Raw genomic sequence first — 21,347 nt, forward strand, 5'->3', positions numbered from 1 at the left:
ATCCCGAACGTCGACCGGTACCTGCTGCCGATCGTCGCCCTGGTCGTCGCCGTGTCCCTGCTCCCCCTGGCGATCGAAGTGCTCCGCTCCCGGCGGGCCCGCAAGCACCAGAACGGAACCGTTTGATGACCCCCGCGTTCGACGGCTCGCACGTCGACGGCCCCGCTTACAACGGCGTGATCGAACTCGCCCACCGCACTCCGGGCTGGCTGGACACCTTGGTCTCCGTCTGGTCGGCCTACGGGCTGGCCCTGTTCGCGGTGCTGATGGTGGTCGGCTGGTGGCGGGCCCGGCGCGCGGGAACCCCCACGGCGGTTACCGCCCTTGCCGTCCCGCTGATCACTCTCCTCGCCTTCGGGGTGGACGCGCTGGTCAAACTCGCCGTGCGCGAGGACCGGCCGTGCCGGGCCCTGCGGGTGCCCACGCTGGAGGCCTGCCCGGCCCCCGGCGACTGGTCGTTCCCCAGCAACCACGCCGCCCTGGCCGCCGCGGCCGCCGTCGCGCTGCTCTTCGTATCGCGGCGGCTCGGCGCCGTCGCGCTGGCCGCGGCCGTCCTGATGGCGGCCTCCAGGGTCTGGGTGGGCGTGCACTACCCGCACGACGCACTCGCCGGCCTCCTCGTCGGCGCCGCCGTGGCCGCCGCGGCGGCCACGATCGTCCGACGGAACCAGGACTCCTGGGCGGAGCGGCTGAAACGAGGCCCGCTGCGTCCCCTGCTGGCCGGCGCATGACGCGCGTCGGTCTCGCCCGTCGGGCCGGGTGGGTGGCCCTCGCCAGTGCGGCGCTCTTCGCCCTGCTGGCGCTGTGGACCGTGCGGGCCCCCGACCACCTGCTGCCCGGCGACGCGTTCCTCCACCGCTGGTCCGTGGAGCACCGCCCGGCCGTCGCCTCCGTATCGGCCCGCGCCCTCACCGACACCGGAACCGGCGTCATCCCGTACGCCCTCCTCCTGCTGGCCGGTCTGTACGCGGGCCGCACCACCCGGCAGCGCGCCTGGACGGCAGCCGTACTGGTGCTGTGCCTCGGCGCCGGCCAGGCCCTGCGCTACGCGGCCATGACGCTGATCGACCGCCCCCGCCCCGCGGCCGCCGACTGGGCCACTCCCGCATCGGGCTGGTCCTTTCCCTCCGGCCACACCACCACCGCCGCGATGACAGCCGGGCTACTGGTGGCGGCGCTGCTCCTGCGCGGGGACCGGACGCCGCCCAGGACGGCAGTGGTGTTCATCGGGCTGTGGGGCGCGGCGGTCGGTCTCACCCGGGTCTACCTCGGGGTGCACTGGTTCACCGATGTGCTCGGCGGCTGGCTCTTCGCCGCCGCCTGGCTCGCCCTCCTGGCCTGCGCGTACCTGCGACGTACCGGTGAGCGGGGTACGGGTGACCGACGCCCGGCGCCCGGCGGACGGCTGACGTGAAGCAGCGCATCCTCGTCGTCGAGGACGACCACGCCCTGCGGGACGTACTGCTGCGCGGCCTGCGCGACGAGGACTTCGACCCGGCCCCGGCAGCCGACGGCGCCGCGGCGCTGCGGCTGGCCGACGAGGGCTTCGACGGGGTCGTCCTGGACGTCGGACTGCCCGACGCGGACGGCCGCGACGTCTGCCAGGCCCTCAGGGCGCGCGGTTTCACCGCTCCCGTCATCTTCCTGACGGCGCACCGCAACCTGGCCGACCGCCTGACGGGGTTCTCCGCCGGCGGCGACGACTACCTCGCCAAGCCCTTCCACCTCGCCGAACTCGCCGCCCGCCTGCGCGCCGCCCTCAGGCGAGCGGGCCCGCCGGCGCCCGCGGCGGCGGGCGACCTGCTGCTCGATCCGACCCGCCACACGTGCACCGTGGCGGGAGCGCCCGTGGACCTGACACCGACCGAGTTCCGGCTGCTGGCGGTGCTCATCGCCGCCGCGGGCGCTCTGGTCACCCGCCGTGACCTGGTCCGGGCCGGCTGGCCCGAGGGGGCCCAGGTGAGCGACAACACCCTCGACCAGTACCTGAGCCGACTGCGCCGCAAGCTCCGCACCGCCGGCAGCGACCGTACGCTCGGCACCAGCCGCGGGATCGGACACCGCCTGTCATGAGGCTCCCCCGTCGCGGCCGGCTTCCGTACACCTTGCGCGGCCGGCTCTCGCTGGTGGCCCTGGCGGCCGCGGCGCTGCTGATGATCGTCCTCACCGTCGTCTTCAACGCCGTCGTCCGCCAGCGGCTCCAGCAGCAGGCGGACGATCACCTGCACACCCGGGCGGCCGCCGTCGCGGCGACCGTGGACACCTCGGGGCCCACGGCCCGCGTCGTGGAGGTGCCCAACGACGACGCGCTCGACTCCGACGTCTGGATCTACGCCGGACCCGTACGGCTCGAGGTCCCGCCCGGCGTGGCCGCGGGCGGCCCGCTCGACCGGGCCGCGGACGCCCTCGCGGCCGGGGGCGGGCGGCGGTGCACCACGGTCGGCGGGCCGGAGCCGGTGCGCTTGTGCGTCCAGCCCGTCACCCGTTCCCGGGGCGCGTCGGCCGCCGTGGTCACCGCCGTCGGCCTCACGCCCTACCGGGGCTCCGCGGATACGGTGCTGTACGCCTCCCTCGCCCTCGACGGGGCGATCCTGGCCTGCACGTACGTGCTGACCCGGCTCGCGGTGGGCCGCGCCCTGCGCCCCGTACGCACCATGACCGAGCAGGCCACCAGCTGGAGCGCGCTCGCCTCCGACGAACGGTTCGGCGACATCCGGCGGCCCGAGGAACTGGCCCGGCTCGGCGGCTCGCTCGATGCGCTCCTGGACCGGATCCGCGCGGGGCTGCGCCACGAACAGCAGCTCACCCGGGAATTGTCCCACGAGCTGCGCAACCCGCTCGCCCGGATCGTCGCCGAACTCGACTGGTGGCAGAGCCGGCCCCGCTCCGCCGCCGAGACGCGAGCTGCCTGCGCCGCCATCGAGGACGCCGCACGCTCCATGCACACCATCTGCGACACCCTCCTCGACGACGCCCGCCACAGCACCGGCGCCACGCGTGGCGCCACCGACGTCCGGTCCGCGCTGGTCCGGCTGGTCGGACAGCTCCCCCCGTCCGGGCCGGTCGAGGTCCGGGTCGCCGCCGGGATCGAGGGCCTGACCGCCGGCGTGCCGCAAGCCCTCCTCGAGCGGGCGGTCAGTCCAGTGCTGGACAACGCCGTGCGCCACGCCCGCTCCCGGGTCGCGTTGAGCGCCTGCCGCCGGGACGCGTACGTCCAGATCGAGATCACCGACGACGGACCGGGAGTCCCGCCGGAGTTCGCGCCGGAGCTCTTCCGCCCAGGGCGGCGCGCCGACCCCTGCGACGGACACGCCGGAGCGGGCCTCGGTCTGCCGCTCGCGCGACGCCTGGCCCGCTCCGTGGACGGTGACGTACTCCACGACGAAGTGCACCGTCACGGCGCGCGGTTCGTGGTCACCCTGCCGGCCGGCTGACCTGCTCTGCGTCCGTCACGTCGCGCCGGGAGACCGTCAGGAACACCACGAGGCCGAGGATCACCACGAGGAACAGCGCGCTGGTGACCACGGTGCCGAAGCCCAGGCCCCCGTCCTCCGCGGGCTGGGACAGGTAGTCGCCGATCGACGCCCCCAGCGGGCGGGTGAGGACGTACACGGTCCAGAAGCTCAGTACCGCGCCCAGCCCCATGGTGTAGTGCGTGAGCGCGACCGCCGCGATGACCAGGACGACCACCAGCCTGTAGCTGCCGGGCCGGTAGGCCTCGGTGCGGAACTGCGCGACCAGCGCGATGACCAGCAGGGCCGTCATCACGAGGGAGGTCCCCGCGAGTCCCGGCCCGAGCTGGGCGTTGAGGTAGTCCGCCGCGGTCTCGCCCACGGTGGTGCACAGCACCTTGATCACCCAGAAGTACGCGGTGATCTCGGGGACCTTGTTGCGCAGCGGTGAGGCGGGCGCGCGGGAGCCGGTGGCGCCATGCGTCTCGTATGTCTTACCGAGGACGTTGCCGGGCCGAGCCTGAACACATCCTGAGCACGTGGGGCGGACCCGCCCGGGCAGGGCGTTGCGCCGCCGGGCCGGGCCTACGCTCGCCGCCATGGAGACCGCTCCCCCGTCCGGACATCCCCTCGACAGGCCGCTGGGGTTCCTGCGCAGACGACTCGGCTGGGCGTCCTGCGCCGCCTATGCCGCGGCCGCCGCTGTTCCGGCCCCGGGTCTTTGGCTGCGCCACAGTCACGGCGCGATCCTGGGCGGACCGCTGCGCACGGGCTTCAACTCCACCGAGGTCCTGCTGGCCACCGTCCTGTTCGCGGCCGGGCTGCGGGCCTGTCCCCTCGCCCTGACCGGAATGCTGCGCCGGCCCCGGGTCCTGGTGGCGGGCCTGGGTCTGCACCTGGCCGCGCCGCTGCTGATCATCCCCGCCATCGCGGTGGCACTGCGCTGCTCGCCCGACTCCGACGGCGGCAGTGGGATGGTGGCCGCCATGGTGCTGACGCTCGCCATGCCCGTGGCCGCCGGGGCCACCGTGTGGACGAGCGGCGGCAGGGGCGACGAACCGGCCATACTGGGCCTGGTCCTCGCGTCCGCCCTCGTCAGCCCCCTCACCGTGCCGGCCACGATCGGCGCCCTCGCGCCGCTGCTGAGCGCCGAGTACGCGCAGCCGCTGGCCGCCGCCGCGGACAGTACGGGCGGCGGCTTCGCACTCACCGGGGTCCTGTTGCCGTGCGCCGCCGGCATCGGCTGCCGCCTCCTGCTGTCGGCACGCGCGGAGCGGACCGTACTGCCGGCGGCCGCGCTGACGGCCGTGCTCGCCGCGCTCCTGCTCACCTACGTCAACGCGAGCGGCGCACTGGCGCAGTTCCTCAGCCGCCCCAGGCCGCTGCTGCTCCTCGCGGCGGCGGGTACCGCGGCCGCCGTGTGCGTCCTGTCCTTCGGGTGGGGCCGCTGGTGCGCCCGCGCCCTGCGGCTGAGCACGTCCGCCGGCACGTCCGTCACGCTGGCCTGCGGCATGAGCAACAGCAGCGCGGGCGCCGTGCTCATCACCACCGCGATGCCGGACCGGCCGCAGGTCCTGCTGCCCGTCCTCGCGTTCAGCCTGCTGCAGAAGCTCGCCGCGAACCGGATCACCTGTCGTCGTCCAGCGGCAGCAGCAGGGTGAAGCGGGTGGGGGCGGTGCCGGACAGTGCGAGGCGGGCTCCGGCGGCCTCGGCAAGCTCGCGTGCCAGCGCCAGCCCGATGCCGGAGCCGTCGCCGATCCCCCGTTCGAAGATCGCCCGGGCGTCGAGGACGGCGGTTCCCTCGTCGGCGACGTCCAGCGCGAGCGCGGTTCCCAGGTCGCGCAAGGACAACGAGACGGTTCCCTCGCCATGGCGGTGGGCGTTGTCCAGGAGGACGTCGATGATCTGGTCGGTGGTGCGGCCGGGCACGGGCAGATGCCCCGACTCCGGTTCCCACACCACGCTCAGACGGCGGCCCGCACGGGCGAACACGCCGTGCCACCGCCGCTCCACCCCGTCCAGCAGACCGCCGACCCGCTGTACGGAGGCGGGTGCGGCCGTGGCGGTCGAGGAAGTCGCCAGCCGCAGCACCTCGTCGATGGTGCGGTCCAGGTGACGTGAGCGCTCCGCCGCCTCGGCGAGCGCGGCACGGGGGTCCTCGTCCGGGTCGGCCAGCGCCGCTTCCAGGCCGAGCTGGAGTCCGGTCAGGGGGGTGCGCAGTTGGTGGGAAGCGTTGGCGGTGAAGTGCCGTTCGCGTTCCAACAGCCGGGCCAGACGGCCGACCATCGCGTTGTGGGCGCGCGCCACTTCGTCGATCTCGGTGATCGTGCTCCGTGCGGCGCGCGCCGTCAGATCGCCGTCGGCGATGGCGAGGGAGGTCCGCGCGAGGGCCTCCAGCGGTGAGCTGAGCGCGGCCGCCTGCCGGCGGGCGACGGCGACCGCCGCACCGAGCGCCAGCAGGCAGATCCCGAGCAGGGCCGCCCAGCCCCAGAGCACCCGTGCCCACACGCCGCGCGAACCGGTCACGGCACTGACCGCCCCGATGACCCGCTCACCGCTGGAGACGGGTACGGCGACGACCAGCTCGCCGGCGGACTGCTGCTGGGCCACGCCCCCGGCCAGTGCCTTGCGGACGGCGTCGCCGCCGGCCGCGGGTCCCGTCCCGGAGAGCAGCCGGCCGGCCGGGTCGTAGAGGCCCAGCCGCACTTCGCCCTGCCCGCCCGGCAGTTCCACCGGGTCTCCCGAGCTGAACTCGGGCCCGACGCGTACGACGGCGGCCATGGCGGCGCGCTCCAGTTCCCCGCCCTCGTCGGCGAAGAACGTGAACCGGATCGCCACCGCCAGCGGCACGGCGAGCAGAAGAAGGGCCACAGCCGCCGCCACCAGGGCCACCCGGACCACGCGCGCTCTCATGCCGCCCATCATGCGGGCGACGGCGCCGCCGACGACGCCTTGCACGGCCGGCGGACGGGTTTTACCGTCCTCTCACCCTGCCCGGGGCGGGAGCTAACCGGCCGCTGACTAGCGTCGTGGACAGAGCAGTCAGCCCTCCGGCGGAAGGAGCTCGAGGACCATGCGCCTCACCTACGCCCTCCCCCTCCCCCTGGTCTCCCTCGCGGTGGTCGGCGCCGCCCTGGCCGGATGCGGCAACTCCTCCGGCACCCCCGCTCCCAGGACGGCCGTCTCGGCCACCGCACCCGCCCCGGCCGAGTCGAACCCGGCCGGCGACATCCCCGACAACCAGGCCTTCGTCGCCTACCACTCCGACCGGGGCGGGTTCACCGTCAAGGTCCCCGAGGGGTGGTCCCGTACGGACGCACCCGACGGCGGCGTCAGTTTCACGGACAAGCTCAACCGGATCGAGATCCTCACCGCAACCGCGCCCGCGGCTCCCACCCCCCAGTCCGTGAACGCCTCCGTCCTGCCGGCGTTGCGCGGGCACGTGCCCGGCTTTGCGGCGGGCAAGGTCTCCACGGTGGCCCGGCCGGCGGGGCAGGCCGTCCTGATCACCTATCAGGGCAACGCTCCCGCCGATCCCGTGACCGGCAAGGTGGTGCGCGACTCCTTCGAGCGATACGTGTTCTTCCACGCCGGACGCCAGGCCGACATCACCCTGTCCGGCCCGATCGGGGCCGACAACGTGGACCCCTGGCGGACCGTCACCGACTCCTTGAGGTGGCAATGATGGCTCCGGCCGAAGCCGCCCCCGATCTGCTCACCGCCCATGACCTGTACCGCTTCTACCGCTCGGGCGAGGAGGAGACCCTCGCCCTGCGCGGCGTCGCCCTGCGGGTGCGGCGCGGTGAGAGCGTCGCCGTCATCGGTCCGTCCGGATCCGGCAAGTCCACCCTCCTCGCTTGCCTGGCCGGACTGGACGAACCCGACGGCGGCGTCGTCCACGTGGGCGGTGAACGCCTCAGCCACCGCCCCGAGGCGGAGCGGGCACGCCTGCGCGCCCGCCACATCGGGATCCTGCTCCAGTCCGGGAACCTCCTCGCCCACCTCGACCTCGGCGCCAACATCCGGCTCGCCCGCACCGCCGCGACCCGCACCCCCATCGCCGCCGTGCGCACCGCCGCCGTCCGCCGCGGCGCCCGTCCCGGAGCGCACGGCCCCGTACGGCCCGGCGCGGCGGAACTCCTGGAACGGGTCGGACTGGGCGGCCGCGCCCGCGCTCTGCCCGGCGAACTCGCGGGGGGTGAACTGGCCCGCGCGGGACTGGCCGTCGCCCTGGCCAACGATCCGGAGGTGCTGCTGGCCGACGAGCCCACCGGCGAGCTCGACGGGGCCACCGAGCAGCGGATCCTCGGACTGCTGCGGGAGCGGGCCCGCGCGGGGGCGGGCGTCCTCTTCGTCACGCACAGCACCGAAGCGGTCAAGATCGCCGACCGGGTCGTCCACCTGCGCGACGGAAGGATCCGGCCGTGACCGCCCCCGAAGAGGTCCTCGTGCACTGCCGGGACGCGGCCCGCACCTACGGGGCGGGTGCCGCGGCCGTCGTCGCGGTCCACGGCGCCACCTGCGAGGTCCGTAGCGGCGACCGCATCGCGATCACCGGGCCGTCCGGGTCCGGCAAGTCCACCCTGCTGCACCTGATGGCGGCCCTCGAGCACCCCACCGCCGGCCACGTCGCCTGGCCGGGCCTGGCCCGTGGGCCCGTGCCGGCCGAGGTCGGCGTCGTCTTCCAGGGTCCCAGCCTGATCCCCGCGCTCAACGTCGTGGAGAACACCGCGCTCCCCCTCGTCCTCGCCGGCCGCGCGCAGGAAGCGTCCCGACGGCGCGCCCTGGACTGCCTCGCCCTGGTCACCGCCGCCGACCTGGCGGAAAGGCTGCCCGAGGAACTGTCGGGAGGCCAGGCGCAGCGGGTGGCAGTGGCCCGGGTGCTGGCCACGGAGCCCCGTCTGATCCTCGCCGACGAACCCACCGGGCAACTCGACCGGGCGACCGGCCGGCACGTCGTCGACGTGCTGCTCGCCGCTGCGGACGCCCTCGGTGCGGGCCTCGTCGTCACCACCCACGACCCCGCCGTGGCCCGGCGGCTGACGCAGCGGTGGACCATGGACGACGGCCGCCTGCGGACCGGCGCCGACCCGCACCCCGGCGTCGCCGAGACCGTCCGGGAAGGAGCAGGGCCGTGATCGCCGGGTGGGTCGCGGGACTGCTGCGCCGCCGCACCGGGCGTCTGGCGGCCACCGCCGCGGGCATCGCCCTGGCCGTCGCCCTCGTCGCCGCCCTGGGCTCGTTCCTGACCGCGTCGAAGTCCACGATGACAGCCCGCGCCGTGCGTTCCGTCGCCGTGGCCTGGCAGGCTCAGGTCCAGCCGGGCACCGACCCCGGCCCGGTGCTGGCCGCCGTCCGGGCCGCCGACGGCGTACGCGGCGCCGAGCCCGTCGGCTTCGCCCGCAGCACCGGCTTCCAGGCCACCGGGGCGGGCAGCACCCAGAGCACGGGACCGGGCGTCGTGCTCGGCCTCCCCGACACCTACCGGCAGACCTTCCCGGGTACCGTCCGGGCGCTCACCGGCGCTGCCACCGGGGTGCTCATCGCCCAGCAGACCGCCGCCAACCTGCACGTCGCCCCCGGCGACACCGTCACCATCGGCCTGCCCGGCACCGGACCCGCGAAGGTCACCGTCGCGGGGGTCGTGGACCTCCCGCAGGCCGATTCCCTGTTCCAGAAGGTCGGCGCCCCGCCGCAGTCCCAGCCCGCCGCCCCGCCCGACAACGTCGTCCTCCTGCCCGAGGCCCTCTTCGCCCGCCTGACCGCACCGGTCGCCGCCGTCGACCCGGCCGCCGTCACCACCCAGATCCACATCGCCCGCGACGCGCCTCTGCCCGCCGACCCCGCGGCCGCCTACACCGCCGTCACCGCCGCCGCCCGCAACCTGGAGGTCCGCACCTCCGGCGGCATCGTCGTCGGGGACAACCTGGGCGCCGCGCTCGACGCCGCCCGCAAGGACGCCCTCTACGCCCAGGTCCTCTTCCTCTTCCTCGGCGTCCCCGGCACGGTCCTCGCCGCCCTGCTCACAGCCGCCGTGGCAGGTGCGGGCGCTGATCGCAGGCGCCGGGAACAGGCCCTGCTGCGGACCCGCGGACTGCGGCCCCGTCAGGTGGCCTCGCTGGCCGCCGCGGAAGCCGCGGTGGTGGGTGTGGCCGGGGGCCTGGCCGGGGTGGGCGTCGCCGCGGCGGTCGGCCGGGCCGCCTTCGGCACCGCCTCCTTCGGCGCGAGCACCGCCGCCACCCTGGCCTGGTCCGCCGTCGCCCTGCTCCTGGGGCTCGCCGTGGCGGGCGCGGCGGTGCTGTGGCCGGCCCTGACCGATCTGCGCACCGGCACGGTCGCCCGGGCCCGGCGCGAGGTGGGCCGTGCGCGGGCGCCCCGGTGGATGCGCTTCGGCCTGGACTTCGTCCTCCTCGCCGTCTCCCTGCTGGTGTTCAAGGCGGCGAGCGGCAACCAGTACGCACTCGTGCTGGCCCCGGAGGGCGTGCCGAGCATCTCGGTGTCCTACTGGGCCTTCCTGGGACCCGCGCTGCTGTGGCTCGGCGGCGCGCTCCTGGTGTGGCGCCTCGTGTACCTGTTCCTGGCGTACGGCAGGCGGCCCCTGGCCTTGCTGGCCCGACCGCTGACCGGCACGCTCGCCGCCACCACGGCGGCGAGCATCTCCCGCAGGCGGAGGCCGCTGGCCCGTGCGGTCGTCCTGGTCGCGCTCGCCCTGTCCTTCGCCACCTCCACGGCCGTCTTCAACGCCACCTACCGCCAGCAGGCCGAGGTCGACGCCCGCCTGACCAACGGCGCCGACGTCACCGTCACCCAGTCGCCCGGCGCCCACGTCGGCCCCGGCGCCGCCGCAGGGCTGCAGGTGGCCGGCGTGCGGCACGTGGAACCCCTCCAGCACCGCTTCGCGTACGTCGGGGCCGACCTCCAGGACCTGTACGGGGTGCGGCCCGCCACCATCGCCTCCGCCACTTCCCTCCAGGACGCCTACTTCGCCGGCGGCACCGCCCGCGCCATGATGGCCCGCCTCGCGGCCCGCCCCGACGCCCTCCTGGTCAGCGAGGAGACCGTCAAGGACTTCCGCCTGAGCCCCGGCGACACGGTCAACCTGCGCCTCCAGGACGGCCGTACCCATGCCCTGCGGACCGTGCCCTTCCACTACGCCGGCGTCGTCAAGGAGTTCCCCACCGCCCCCAAGGACAGCTTCCTCGTCGCCAACGCCTCCTACGTGGCGCGCAGCACGGGCGACGACACCGTGGGCGCCTTCCTCCTGGACACCGGCGGTGCCGGCCGGAGCCAGATCGCGGCCGGGCTGCGCCGGGTGGTCGGGACCACCGCCACGGTGACGGACCTCAGCCAGACCCGCTCCACCGTCGGCTCCAGCCTCACCGCCGTGGACCTGGCGGGGCTCACCCGGATCGAACTCGGCTTCGCCGTTCTGCTGGCCGCCGCGTCCGGCGGCATCGTCCTCGCCCTGGACCTGGCGGAACGGCGGCGCACCTTCGCGATCACCACCGTCCTCGGCGCCACTCGGCGCCAGCTCCGCGGGCTCGTCCTGGCGGAAGCGGCCGTGCTGACGGCCGCGGCGTTGGCCGGCGGGGCCCTCGTCGGCTGGGCCCTGTCCCGGATGCTCGTCACGGTCCTCACCGGTGTCTTCGACCCTCCCCCGGCAACCGCCGCCGTCCCGTGGACCTACCTCGCCCTCACCGCCGGCGCCGCCATCGCGGCCCTGGCCGCCGCCGCGGTGAACGCCGCCCGGCGCTCCACCCGCCCGCCCGTCGAGGAACTGCGCGAACTGTGACGCGTACGCCTACGCTGCTGACCATGCCCGCGCGCCAGGACCGCAGCCCCAGCCCCGCCCCCGTCCTCCTCGTCATCGAGGACGACGCCACCATCGGACGGCACCTCGAGACCGGACTGCGGGCCCAGGGCTACGCCACCACCTGGTGCCGCACCGGCAGCGGCGGCCTCACCGCCGCCCGCGCCGCCACCCCGGACGTCGTCCTGCTCGACCTCGGCCTGCCCGACGCCGACGGCATCGACATCGCCCGCGAGTTGCGCAGCCGTCATCCGGACCTGCTGCTCGTCATCCTGACCGCCCGCTCCGACGAGATCGACGTCATCGCCGGGCTCGACGCGGGAGCCGACGACTACCTCGTCAAGCCCTTCACCCTGTCCGTGCTGCTGGCCCGGCTCCGCGCCCACCTGCGCCGGCTCCCGGCCGGCCAGGGCGACCGGGAGACGACTTACCGGATCGGGAGCCTCGTGCTGGACACGCGGGCCCGCCGGTGCACGCTCGGCCGCGTCGAGGTCCCCCTGCGTCCCAAGGAGTTCGACCTGCTCGCCGTGCTCGCGCAGCACACGGGGACCGCCGTGTCGCGCGAGGACCTCATGGCGCGGGTGTGGGACGAGAACTGGTTCGGTCCGACCAAGACCCTGGACGTCACCCTCGCCTCGCTGCGCCGCCGTCTCCAGGCCGCGGCGCGGGAGGCGGGACCGCCCGTGCAACCGCCGAGCGTCTCCACGCTGCGCGGCTACGGATACCGCCTCGAAGCGGACCCCGGCTGACCGGGGCCGCCGGCCGCGTGCGGCGGGTCGCCGGGGCACGCGGGCGGTGCGGAGCCGGGGCTTTACCGTCCTCTCACCATGAGCGGTCCGGGCGCTAACCGGCCACTGCCTAGGGTCGGAGGAGACCTTCGGTTCGGTTCCGACTCCCGAAAGGCGCCATGATCATGCGACGTACCTCCGTCCTGGCTCCGGTCTCCGCCCCGGCTCCCGCGCCCTGCGCGGAGCGGCGTGCCGTCCTCCCCGTCGATGCCCCCGGAGCCTTCGGGACCGCCGGCCGGGCCGACCGGCCGGACAGGGCAGAGGTCCGGCCGTGACCGCCCCGGACACCCCGATCCTGCGCTGTCGGGACGCCGCCCGCACCTACGGTCACGGACCGGCGGCAGTGGTCGCCGTGAACAGCGCGACCTGCCAGGTCCATGCGGGCGACCGGATAGCCATCACGGGCCCCTCGGGCTCCGGCAAGTCCACCCTGCTGCACCTGATGGCAGACGTCGAGCAGCCCACGGCCGGAGAGATCAGCTGGCCGGGGCTGCCCCGGGTGCCGGCGCACGGGCAGGTCGGAGTCGTGAGCCAGGGACCCACCCTGGTCCCCGCGCTGAACGTGGCGGAGAACGCCGCGCTGCCCCTCGTACTGGCCGGAGTTCCCAGGGAGCAGGCGCGGCTGCGGGCGCTGCACTGCCTGGACGTGGTGGCGGCCACCGACCTGGCCCACAAGATGCCCGCCGAGCTCTCCGGCGGCCAGGCCAAGCACGTGGCCATCGCCCGTACGCTGGCGGCCTCCCCGCGCCTGATCCTGGCCGACGAGCCCACCAGCCACCTGGACGACGCCACCGGCAGCCGGGTCATCGACGTACTCATCGCAGCCGCCGACGAGGCCGCAGCCGCCCTCGTGGTCACCACCCACGACCCGGCCGTCGCCGGACGCCTGCGCAAGCAGTGGGCCATGGCTGAAGGGCAGCTGCACCTCTCACCCCCTCCGCGGCAGCCGGCCGAGGCGGCGCCGAAGGCCCCCGCGCTCCGCCTGCCCGAAGCGGACGGCGCGAGCACGGCGCAGTTCGTGGTGCGGAAGCTGCCGGAGGTCACGCTGGCCTTCTGGATCATGAAGATCGCCGCCACCACCCTGGGTGAGACCGCGGGAGACCTCTTCGCACAGACCCTGCGCCTGGGTTACTTCCTCACCACGATCGCCCTGTTCCTGATGTTCGTGGTGACCCTGCTGGTGCAACTGCGCGCCAAGCACTACAACCCGTTCTTCTACTGGCCGGTCATCGTCTCCACCAGCATGGTCGGCACCACCGTGTCGGACTTCATGAACCGTGACGCCAGCCCCAAGTACCTGGCGAAGGGCGCCACCGCCCTGGGCTGGGGCCCGCAGGGCCTGGGGCTCGGCTATCCGGCCGGCGCGGCCATCCTCATCTCGGTGCTCATCGCGATCTTCGTCGCCTGGAAGTTCACCGGCCAGACGTTCGTCATCCGCGACATCGTGACCTTCCGCGGCGAGGCGCTCTTCTGGTCCGCGATCCTCGTCTCGAACACCCTGGGCACGTCGATGGGCGACTTCCTCTCCGACAGTTCCGGACTCGGCTACGCGGGCAGCGCCCTGTTCATCTGCGGGCTCCTCCTCGTCCTCGTCGTCCTCATCCGGGTCCCCGCCGTCCCCAACGTCGTCCTCTTCTGGATCGCGTTCGTCCTGACCCGCCCGCTCGGTGCCACCGCCGGCGACTTCCTCACCAAGCCCACCGCCAAGGGCGGCCTCGACCTCGGCACCGCCGGATCCTCGGCCGTACTCCTCGCAGTCCTCCTCGCCTTCATGGCCTACGGCCACTTCCGGGACCGGGCACGCGGCGAAGGGGTCCCGGGCAGCGTCCCGCGCGCGGTCGAATAGCCGGCCCGGCGCCCACCTCGACGGAAACCGGCCCGGCGCCCGGCGGCGCGGTGCGCAGACCCGTCAGCGCGGCGGAAGCCCCGCTGCCGGTTCTGCCGGCGGCGCTCCGGCGGCCTGCGACCGGGGGACGGGGCGAGACCGTTCGGGAGCCAGGAAAACGGCCATGACCGGGAGCAGGTAGAGGCCCCACACGCTCACCTGGAGCACGGTGGGGTCGGGCTGGAAGTTGAACACGCCCTTCATGAGGGTGCCGTACCAGGAGTCGGGCGCGATGGTGGTGCTGATGTCGAAGGCCAGGCTGTGCAGGCCGGGCAGAACGTCGGCTTCCTGGAGGTCGTGCATTCCGTACGCGAGGACTCCGGCGGCGACGACTACGAGCATGGCGCCGGTCCAGCGGAAGAACTTGGCCAGGTTGATGCGCAGGGCGCCCTTGTAGAAGAGCCAGCCCAGGACGGCGGAGGTGGCGAGTCCGAGGAGCGCCCCGACGAGGGGGCGGACGCCGTCTCCGGTGGCCTGGACGGCGGTCCAGATGAACAGGGAGGTTTCCAGTCCCTCGCGTCCGACGGCGAAGAAGGAGGTCACCACGAGGGCGCCGGTACCGACGGCCAGGGCGGCGTCCAGCTTGTCCTGGAGTTCGCTCTTGAGGTGGCGGGCGGTGCGCCGCATCCAGAACACCATCCAGGTGACCAGGGCGACGGACAGGACGGACAGGGTGCCGCCGAGTGCTTCCTTGGCCTGGAACGTGAGGCTGGAGGAGCCGAACTGCAGCAGGGCGCCGAACGCGAGGCTGAGGGCGACGGCGATGCCGACCCCGGCCCACAGCGGCGTGAGCTGGCGCCGGTTGCCGGTCTTGACGAGGTAGGCGACGAGGATGCAGACGACGAGGCTCGCTTCGAGGCCTTCGCGCAGTCCGATCAGGAAGTTTCCGAACATGGGTGGCTGTGTCCTTCCCGGTTACTTGACGACGGCGGCGGCGAGCTTGGACAGGGGTTCCGCGAGCGCGTTCACTCCGTCGGAGAGTTCCTTGCGCTGCGGTTCGGCGACCGTGTCGTAGGAGGCGTACTCGTATCCGCTCGTGCCGTTGCGGTACTTGTCCAGGAGGGTGGTCAGCGACGCGAACTGGCCGTCGAGGTCCTTGACGAGCTGGGCGTCGTTCTTCACGGCGACGGACCTGAGGAGTTCGTGCGTCTCCCGGGCGCCTTCGAGGTTGCCCTTGAAGTCCACGAGGTCGGTGTGGGAGTAGCGGTCCTCCTCACCAGTGATCTTGTTGCGGGCGACCTCGTCGAGGAGTTCCTTGGCTCCGTTGGCCATGGAGGTGGGGGTGATCTCGGCGGTGCCGACCCGCTTCACCCAGTCGTTCAGGTCCGTCATGAGCCGGTCGGCGAGTTCCTTCTCGCGGTCGCCGATCTTGCCGTCCTGCCAGAGGGCCTTCTCCAGGCGGTGCCAGCCGGTCCAGTCCTTCGCCGGGTCCTGGCCCGCCGCCAGACCGTCCTCGCGGACATCGACCTTGGGGTCGACGTCGCCGAAGGACTCGGCGACCGGCTCGGTGCGTTCCCAGCCGATGCGCGAGGGGGCGTACAGCTTCTTCGCGCCTTCGAGGTCGCCGGCCTTGACGGCGTCGGCGAACGCCTGGGCCTTCGGGAGGGTTTCCCGGGCCTGCTGGAGGACGTAGGCCCGGTAGGCGGCCACCGCGGCGTCCGCCTCGGGGCTCTGCGCGGCGGCCGCGTGCTGCCCGGTGGCGGTGACTTTCCGGCGGATTCCGTCGCCCTTCATACCGGGTTTGCAGGCGATCTGGTAGGCACCCGCTTTGATTTCGGCGGTGATCGAGGTCTTGGTGCCGGGGCCGATGTTCTCGCGTTCCGCCGCGATCCGGTCGTCCGGGAACAGGACGTACACCTCGGTGACTTTGGACCCCGTGTTCTCCACGTCCAGGGTGAGGTGTCCGGCGGGGAACTCGGCCTTGGAGACCTGACAGGCCGAGTCCGAGGCGGTCACCTTGATCGCTTCCCCGCCGCCCGTGGCTTTCTGGGCACATCCCGAAAGTGACACGACGGCCGCCATGACGGTACCGGCGCCGAGCAGCAGGTGGCGGGTGTTCGCGGACAAGAGGCCTCGTTTCACGCAGGGAGACGCACACGGCAGGGCATCGGGCCCGGCCGCGGCGGAGTCTACTGAAATGTAGACAGTAAGGGAAGCCTGACCTTAGTTTTGGTGGCCGCGACAGGTGGACCCGGAGAACAGCGAGGGCGGGCGGCCCCGGATCAGTCGCGGGGATGCTCGCCCTGGGCGATCTCGACCCCGCGGTGCAACCAGACGGCTCCGGCCAGGGAAGAGGCACCCGCCCCCGTGCACAGCAGGGCCATGGCCAGCAGGGCGGGTGCGATGTGCCTGACGGGTGCCTGGCCGAGCAGAGCCCGCACCCGGGCCGGCACCGGTCCGGTGACAGCGCCCGCGACGAGCGCGGACCGCCCGGCCCGGTCGGCGCCACGGGCGCTTGCCAGCGCCGCGCGCGCCACGGCCCGTGCGGTGACGGTGCGGCTGCCGGTGGCGCGGGCGGCGCATTCGTCCGCGGCCCGCTCGGCGCCGTAGGACACCTCGGGGACGACGGCGGCCAGCGCGGGGTGGCACCATCCGGCGAGCTGGGCGACGGCGAGGAAGAGGTGGTGGCGCGAGGCGAGGTGCGCGCGTTCGTGGGCCAGGAGAGCCTCGCGCTCGCGCGGGTCCAGGGAGCGCAGCATGCCGCTGGTCACCACGACCCGGCCCGGGCCCGTAAGACCGGGCAGCGCATAGGCGTCCGGGCGGGGGTCGTCCAGCACGCAGAGCCCTCCGGCATACGGAAGATGGGCGATGTCGCCGTGGGCGCTGCGCAGGCGCTTCGCCTCGCGGAGCCCGCGCCGGACCACGATGACGCCGGTGATCCCGAGGATCCCGGCGGCCAGCGCGGAGACGCCCAGCGTCACGTGCGCCGGGCCGGCCCGGAGCGGTTGGATCAGGTGCACGAGAGCGGCCACGGGCGGGATCGTCAGCGCGAGCGGCAGCAGCAGCACGCCCAGGCACGCCACGACCCCGGCGGCGAGCGCCCCGGAGGCGGCGGTGATCGCCCACAGGGCGGCTGCGGGCCTCACCCGGCCGGCGGCGCGCCGGGCGAGCGGCGGCAGGATCCAGGGCAGGAGGAGGGGCACGAGCAGCAGGGCGATCACTGACTGCCCCCCTCCAGGAGCCGCCGGAGCTCTGCCTCGTCGTCGGGGCTGAGGCCTTCGACGAACCGGGCCAGGACGACACTGCGGTCGCCGTCCTGATCGAGCTCACGGTGCATCCGGCGAGCGGCGAGGCCGTGCGCATCGGCGACGGGGAAGTACACGAAGCTCCGCCCTCCCGGGCTCCGGTCGATGACGCCCTTCTCGTGCAACCGGGCAAGCAGCGTCGCCACCGTGGTCCGGGCCAGCGGTTGCGGTATCGCGGCTCTGACCTGCGCCGCGGACTGCGGACTTCCTGCCGCCCACAAGGCCGCCAGGACGCTGGCCTCCAGCTCGCCCGCCGGCCGGCGTTCGCTCGCGCTGCCCGTCATGGAACCTGCCTCTCACGAGATCGTCTACAGTGAGGTAGACCGACTACTGTTTTGTAGACGATGAGGTGGGCGAACCGCACCGGCGGCGGGTCCGGGAACCTCTTCGTCTGCGGCGGTGAGCCCCACCCCCACACCATTATCGACGGGACCGCGTCCATGCCCCTCGCACAGCTCGCCTCGGCACCGCCGGTGCAACTCGCCGTGAACCTCCTCGACGCCCAGTCGCTGCTCGCCGCGTTCGGGACCATCGGCATCGCGGTCATCCTGTTCGCCGAGACCGGCCTCCTCGTCGGGTTCTTCCTGCCCGGCGACTCGCTTCTGTTCACGGCCGGACTCCTGTGCACGGGCTCGGCCGCCTCCCCGGGGCACCTGTCGCTGCCCTGGGTCCTCGTCGCCTCCGCCGTCGGCGCCCTGGCCGGCGCACAGACCGGCTACCTGCTGGGCCGCAAGGCGGGGCCCGCGTTCCTGACCCGGACGAAGTCCCGCAAGATCGGCGAAGGCGCCACCCGGGCGGCGGAGATCCTCCAGCGCTACGGATACGCGAAGGCCATCGTCCTGGCCCGCTTCATGCCCATCGTGCGGACCGTGCTGAACCCCCTCGCCGGGATCCTGGACGTCCCGGCCCGCACCTTCGCACTCTGGCAGGTCCTGGGCGGCCTGCTGTGGACCACCGGTCTGGTCCTCGCCGGGTACGCACTCGGAGCCTCCGTGCCCAACGTCGACCACTACCTCCTGCCGATCATCGCGGTCATCGTCGCCGTGTCCCTCGTGCCCGTCGCCCTGGAACTCCTCCGCGCCCGCCGCGCGGGCAGCACCGACGGCGGCATCTGACGCCCCGTCCGGCAGTGCGGCGCCAGCGTTCCGGATGACCTCGGCAACGGGATCGCCCTCGGCGCCCTCGCCCGGCGCCGACGGGGCCACCGTGCTCGTGGGAGCAACTGGACCGCCACCCGCCGGGCTTGCCGGTCCGGCAGCAGCCGATGTCAGGCCAGTGCGGCTCCGCCGTCGAGGGTGAGGACCGTGCCGGTCGCGTAGCCGTTGCTGAGGAGGTAGAGGTAGGCCGCCGCAGCCTCCTCGGGGCTGCCGACGCGCTGCACGGGAAGGCCGCTGCCTTGCGCTCGGAGGAAGGCCTCCGGCTCGGGCACGGTGCTGTCCCAGAGCTCGGTGCGGATCGCGCCGAGGCGGACCGCGTTGACCCGCAGTGGGGCGAGTTCCAGGGCCAGGGCTCGCGTCAGCCCCTCGACGGCTGCGGTGATGCTTGCGCCGAGCGAGGCTCCGGGAGCGGGCCGGGTGGCGAAGGCGCCGGAGGTGAAGGTGATCGAGCCGCCGGGACGAAGTTTCGGCGTCGCGTACTTCGCGGCGAGCAGGGCACCCCAGAAGCGGCGCTCGAAGAACGCTCGGGACTCCTCGGCAGTGAGCTCGGCGAGCGGCTTCAGCAGCAGGGATTCGCCCGCCGTGTAGACGAGGTGGTCGAACTCGCCGATCCGGTCGAAGAAGGCGGCGAGCGCGGCCTCGTCGGCGACGTCCAGCACGATGCCCTCGGCCGGACCACCGAGCTTCTTCACCGCCGAGTCGACCCGGCCCTGGCTGCTGGAGGCGACGACCACGTTCGAGCCCCGGGTCGATGCGCTCTGCGCGACGGCGAATCCGATGCCGGAGGTACCGCCTATGACGACGACACGCTGGGTGTCTGCTGTGCTGTTCATGTTGTTCATGGCGAGGACGCTACGTGTCATGGCCGAGACGATGAATGGCCTGAAGTCTCGATCCATTGTCTGATCGTCTCGATCTCAGCACGCTATGGTGCGTGCATGGACATACTCAGCGACACGCTCGCTGCCCTGCGTACCGGGCGTCCGTCCGTTGTCCGTACCGACGCGCAGGCGCCGTGGGGTGTGCGCTTCCAGCCCATCGCGGGAGCCGGATTCCACGTCGTCGTCGAAGGACACTGCTTCCTGATGCCGGTCGGCGGCGATCCGATAGCCCTGGGCCCCGGCGACGTCGTGTTCCTGCGACGCGGCACCGATCACGCCATCTGTGACGCGGTCACCAGCGAGCTGGTCGCCTTCGAACCCGACCGCGTCGACACCTCCTCGCCGATCGGGCGTTTCACCGTCGAGGGCGACGGCGCTCGCAGCGTGCTGGTATGCGGGGCCTACCACCTCGACGTCGACCGGCCGCATCCGCTGCTCGGCGACCTCCCGGAGGTCATCCACCTCCCTGCCAGCCCCGGTCGCCATCCGGCACTGCGCTCGGCGGTCGACCAGCTCTGCGCCGAGATGCACCAGCCTCAGCCGGGTTCGGACTCGGTGGTCACGGCGCTCGTCGATCTGCTGCTCCTCTATGTTCTGCGGTCCTGGTACGCCGAGTTGCCCAGGCAGCAGACGCAGGGCTGGGCCTCGGCACTGAACGACCCGTTGATCGCGCCGGCGCTGAAAGCGATCCACGACGACCCGGCGCATCCGTGGACCGTCGAATCGCTGGGAAGCCGGGCGGGGTTGTCGCGCGCCGCGTTCGCCCGGCGGTTCACCACGGTCGTCGGCGAGCCGCCGCTCAGCTATCTGACGACGTGGCGGATGGCCATCGCGGCGCGGATGCTGCGCGAGACGGTCGACTCGCTGAGCGCCGTGGCCGAGAACGCCGGCTACACCTCGGAATTCGCGTTCGCGAAGGCCTTCAAGCGGCACTTCGGCGCCCCGCCCGGGGCATATCGGCGGGAGCTGCGGACGGCGTCGGCTTCGCCGTCGGTGCCGGTTTGATTCTCTTACCCCCGGCCTGTCCGCCGCCCGGCCGACAGGGCCGTCACGGGCCGGACCCGGGATTTGTATCGGGTGGGTATCAGCGAGCGCTTCATTACCCGTCGAATCGGTCGGTGAGCCCGGCCCCGGCGAAGGGCGGCCGCGAGCCGACACCCCGTGGACCGGCACCTGCCGGAGCCGGTCCGCCCCGTCTGGCCTGGAGGTTTACGGGTGGAAGGGGTGGTGACGCTGCGATGCGGGTCCGCCGGGTGATGCGGTGGCCGGGTCCGGTGTCTGCCTTATCGTTCCTTTCAGGTCGCCGGTCGCGCGTTCAGTGCGTCAGGGACCGATGCCTCACCTGAAACGCCGAACAATCTGAGCAGGAGTGATCCGCCCGTGTCCTCGTCCGCCCCGGCTCCGGCCTCTTCGCGCCCTGTCCGGGTGCTGCTGGTGGAGGACGACGACTTGATGCGCCGGTCCTTCAGCGTCGCCTTGGAGCGCTACGGCTACGAGATGGCGGCCGCGGCCGACGGTCTCGCGGGCCTTGAGCTGTTCCGCGAGGAGAGCTTCGACCTGCTGATTCTGGACGTGATGCTGCCCGGTCTGGACGGGATCGGTCTGTGCCGCAGAGTCCGGGAGACCAGCCTGGTGCCCGTCTTGATGATGTCCGCTCGCGGCGACGGGCTCGACGTCGTCGCCGGTCTGGAGGCCGGAGCGGACGACTATGTGGTCAAGCCGGTGGAGACCGGAGTGCTCGTGGCCCGCATCCGGTCGCTGCTGCGGCGGGCGACCTACGCACCCTCCGCACCGGAACCCGGACGGGCCAGGGCCGACGAGCTGCCACCAGCCGAGGAAGAGGTGCTGGTCTTCGGGGACCTGGCCATCGACACCGGCGGCCTGGAGGTGTCCGTCTCGGGAAGCCCGGTGGCGCTGACCCCGACCGAGCTGAAGCTGCTCCTGGAGTTCGCCGCCCACCCGGGCATCGTCCTCGACCGGCACACCCTGCTGCGGGACGTGTGGGAGTACGGCTGGGACGGCGACAGCCGGGTCGTGGACCTGTGTGTGCAGCGGCTGCGCCGGAAGGTGGGCCGGGACCGGATCGAGACCGTCCGCGGCTTCGGCTACAAGCTCAGGCGCTGAGGCCG

At 73.4% G+C, this 21,347-nt stretch carries 21 protein-coding genes and 1 pseudogene; 15 read left to right on the top strand and 7 right to left on the bottom strand.

What is annotated here, in order from left to right:
* The 5 genes and pseudogenes from ACZ4M3_RS21095 to ACZ4M3_RS21115 all read left to right on the top strand — a co-directional run.
* Positions 1-126: pseudogene (locus tag ACZ4M3_RS21095) on the top strand (DedA family protein); the annotation flags it as partial.
* A complete protein-coding gene (locus tag ACZ4M3_RS21100) occupies positions 126-731 on the top strand; it encodes a phosphatase PAP2 family protein (RefSeq protein ID WP_467734785.1) in 606 nt (201 codons plus the stop codon). The pseudogene ACZ4M3_RS21095 and the gene ACZ4M3_RS21100, both read left to right, overlap by 1 nt.
* Positions 728-1,414, top strand: a complete 687-nt coding sequence (locus ACZ4M3_RS21105) for a phosphatase PAP2 family protein (protein WP_467734787.1) — start codon at positions 728-730, stop codon at positions 1,412-1,414. Before ACZ4M3_RS21100 ends, ACZ4M3_RS21105 begins: the two co-directional genes overlap by 4 nt.
* Positions 1,411-2,073 (top strand): response regulator transcription factor, encoded by a 663-nt coding sequence (locus ACZ4M3_RS21110; RefSeq protein ID WP_467734789.1) that lies wholly within the window; start codon positions 1,411-1,413, stop codon positions 2,071-2,073. The genes ACZ4M3_RS21105 and ACZ4M3_RS21110 overlap by 4 nt, the downstream gene beginning before the upstream one ends.
* The gene (locus tag ACZ4M3_RS21115; protein WP_467734791.1) at positions 2,070-3,434 is read left to right on the top strand and encodes a sensor histidine kinase; all 1,365 of its coding nucleotides are present in this window, start codon (positions 2,070-2,072) and stop codon (positions 3,432-3,434) included. The genes ACZ4M3_RS21110 and ACZ4M3_RS21115 overlap by 4 nt, the downstream gene beginning before the upstream one ends.
* Here the strand turns inward: ACZ4M3_RS21115 and ACZ4M3_RS21120 are convergent.
* Positions 3,415-4,053, bottom strand: a complete 639-nt coding sequence (locus ACZ4M3_RS21120; RefSeq protein WP_467734793.1) for a COG4705 family protein — start codon at positions 4,051-4,053, stop codon at positions 3,415-3,417. The genes ACZ4M3_RS21115 and ACZ4M3_RS21120 overlap by 20 nt on opposite strands.
* On the opposite strand from ACZ4M3_RS21120, the gene ACZ4M3_RS21125 reads away from it, so the two are divergent.
* Positions 4,052-5,113: a bile acid:sodium symporter family protein gene (locus tag ACZ4M3_RS21125; RefSeq protein WP_467734795.1), complete on the top strand. Its 1,062-nt coding sequence runs from the start codon at positions 4,052-4,054 to the stop codon at positions 5,111-5,113. The genes ACZ4M3_RS21120 and ACZ4M3_RS21125 overlap by 2 nt on opposite strands.
* On the opposite strand, the gene ACZ4M3_RS21130 is transcribed toward ACZ4M3_RS21125, so the two are convergent.
* On the bottom strand, positions 5,079-6,365 hold the full coding sequence (locus tag ACZ4M3_RS21130) for a sensor histidine kinase (protein ID WP_467734797.1): 1,287 nt from the start codon (positions 6,363-6,365) through the stop codon (positions 5,079-5,081). The two genes, ACZ4M3_RS21125 and ACZ4M3_RS21130, sit on opposite strands and share 35 nt — an antisense overlap.
* Before the next feature lie 160 nt (positions 6,366-6,525).
* Between ACZ4M3_RS21130 and ACZ4M3_RS21135 the strand changes: the two genes are divergently transcribed.
* From ACZ4M3_RS21135 to ACZ4M3_RS21160, 6 genes are all read left to right on the top strand, one after another.
* Positions 6,526-7,137, top strand: coding sequence for a hypothetical protein (locus ACZ4M3_RS21135; RefSeq protein WP_467734799.1), 612 nt, complete (start codon positions 6,526-6,528; stop codon positions 7,135-7,137).
* Positions 7,137-7,880 (top strand): ABC transporter ATP-binding protein, encoded by a 744-nt coding sequence (locus ACZ4M3_RS21140; protein WP_467734801.1) that lies wholly within the window; start codon positions 7,137-7,139, stop codon positions 7,878-7,880. The genes ACZ4M3_RS21135 and ACZ4M3_RS21140 overlap by 1 nt, the downstream gene beginning before the upstream one ends.
* On the top strand, positions 7,877-8,590 hold the full coding sequence (locus tag ACZ4M3_RS21145; protein ID WP_467734803.1) for an ABC transporter ATP-binding protein: 714 nt from the start codon (positions 7,877-7,879) through the stop codon (positions 8,588-8,590). The genes ACZ4M3_RS21140 and ACZ4M3_RS21145 overlap by 4 nt, the downstream gene beginning before the upstream one ends.
* Positions 8,587-11,244, top strand: coding sequence for an FtsX-like permease family protein (locus ACZ4M3_RS21150; protein WP_467734805.1), 2,658 nt, complete (start codon positions 8,587-8,589; stop codon positions 11,242-11,244). Before ACZ4M3_RS21145 ends, ACZ4M3_RS21150 begins: the two co-directional genes overlap by 4 nt.
* A 23-nt stretch (positions 11,245-11,267) precedes the next feature.
* Entirely contained in the window at positions 11,268-12,011 is a 744-nt protein-coding gene (locus tag ACZ4M3_RS21155) for a response regulator transcription factor (RefSeq protein ID WP_467734807.1), read from the top strand.
* 310 nt (positions 12,012-12,321) lie between these two features.
* On the top strand, positions 12,322-13,896 hold the full coding sequence (locus ACZ4M3_RS21160; protein ID WP_467734809.1) for an ATP-binding cassette domain-containing protein: 1,575 nt from the start codon (positions 12,322-12,324) through the stop codon (positions 13,894-13,896).
* A 63-nt stretch (positions 13,897-13,959) separates the two neighbouring features.
* On the opposite strand, the gene efeU is transcribed toward ACZ4M3_RS21160, so the two are convergent.
* The 4 genes from efeU to ACZ4M3_RS21180 form a co-directional block, all read right to left on the bottom strand.
* Positions 13,960-14,829, bottom strand: coding sequence for an iron uptake transporter permease EfeU (efeU, locus tag ACZ4M3_RS21165; protein WP_467734811.1), 870 nt, complete (start codon positions 14,827-14,829; stop codon positions 13,960-13,962).
* A gap of 21 nt (positions 14,830-14,850) precedes the next feature.
* Positions 14,851-15,957, bottom strand: a complete 1,107-nt coding sequence (gene efeO / locus ACZ4M3_RS21170; RefSeq protein ID WP_467735455.1) for an iron uptake system protein EfeO — start codon at positions 15,955-15,957, stop codon at positions 14,851-14,853.
* Positions 15,958-16,157: 200 nt separating this feature from the next.
* Complete coding sequence (locus tag ACZ4M3_RS21175; RefSeq protein WP_467734813.1) at positions 16,158-17,096, bottom strand: M56 family metallopeptidase; 939 nt, start codon at positions 17,094-17,096, stop codon at positions 16,158-16,160.
* Positions 17,093-17,464 carry a BlaI/MecI/CopY family transcriptional regulator gene (locus ACZ4M3_RS21180; RefSeq protein WP_467734815.1) on the bottom strand — a complete coding sequence of 124 codons (372 nt, stop codon included), beginning with the start codon at positions 17,462-17,464 and terminating at the stop codon, positions 17,093-17,095. The genes ACZ4M3_RS21175 and ACZ4M3_RS21180 overlap by 4 nt, the downstream gene beginning before the upstream one ends.
* A 156-nt stretch (positions 17,465-17,620) precedes the next feature.
* Between ACZ4M3_RS21180 and ACZ4M3_RS21185 the strand changes: the two genes are divergently transcribed.
* Complete coding sequence (locus ACZ4M3_RS21185; RefSeq protein ID WP_467735457.1) at positions 17,621-18,295, top strand: DedA family protein; 675 nt, start codon at positions 17,621-17,623, stop codon at positions 18,293-18,295.
* 152 nt (positions 18,296-18,447) lie between these two features.
* Here the strand turns inward: ACZ4M3_RS21185 and ACZ4M3_RS21190 are convergent, their stop codons facing one another.
* A complete protein-coding gene (locus tag ACZ4M3_RS21190; RefSeq protein WP_467734817.1) occupies positions 18,448-19,200 on the bottom strand; it encodes an SDR family oxidoreductase in 753 nt (250 codons plus the stop codon).
* Positions 19,201-19,275: 75 nt separating this feature from the next.
* On the opposite strand from ACZ4M3_RS21190, the gene ACZ4M3_RS21195 reads away from it, so the two are divergent.
* The gene (locus ACZ4M3_RS21195) at positions 19,276-20,223 is read left to right on the top strand and encodes an AraC family transcriptional regulator (protein WP_467734819.1); all 948 of its coding nucleotides are present in this window, start codon (positions 19,276-19,278) and stop codon (positions 20,221-20,223) included.
* A gap of 447 nt (positions 20,224-20,670) precedes the next feature.
* Positions 20,671-21,342 carry a two-component system response regulator CseB gene (gene cseB, locus ACZ4M3_RS21200; RefSeq protein ID WP_467735459.1) on the top strand — a complete coding sequence of 224 codons (672 nt, stop codon included), beginning with the start codon at positions 20,671-20,673 and terminating at the stop codon, positions 21,340-21,342.
* Positions 21,343-21,347: the final 5 nt, after the last annotated feature.

It is taken from the genome of Streptomyces sp. NPDC026522, from assembly GCF_055567555.1.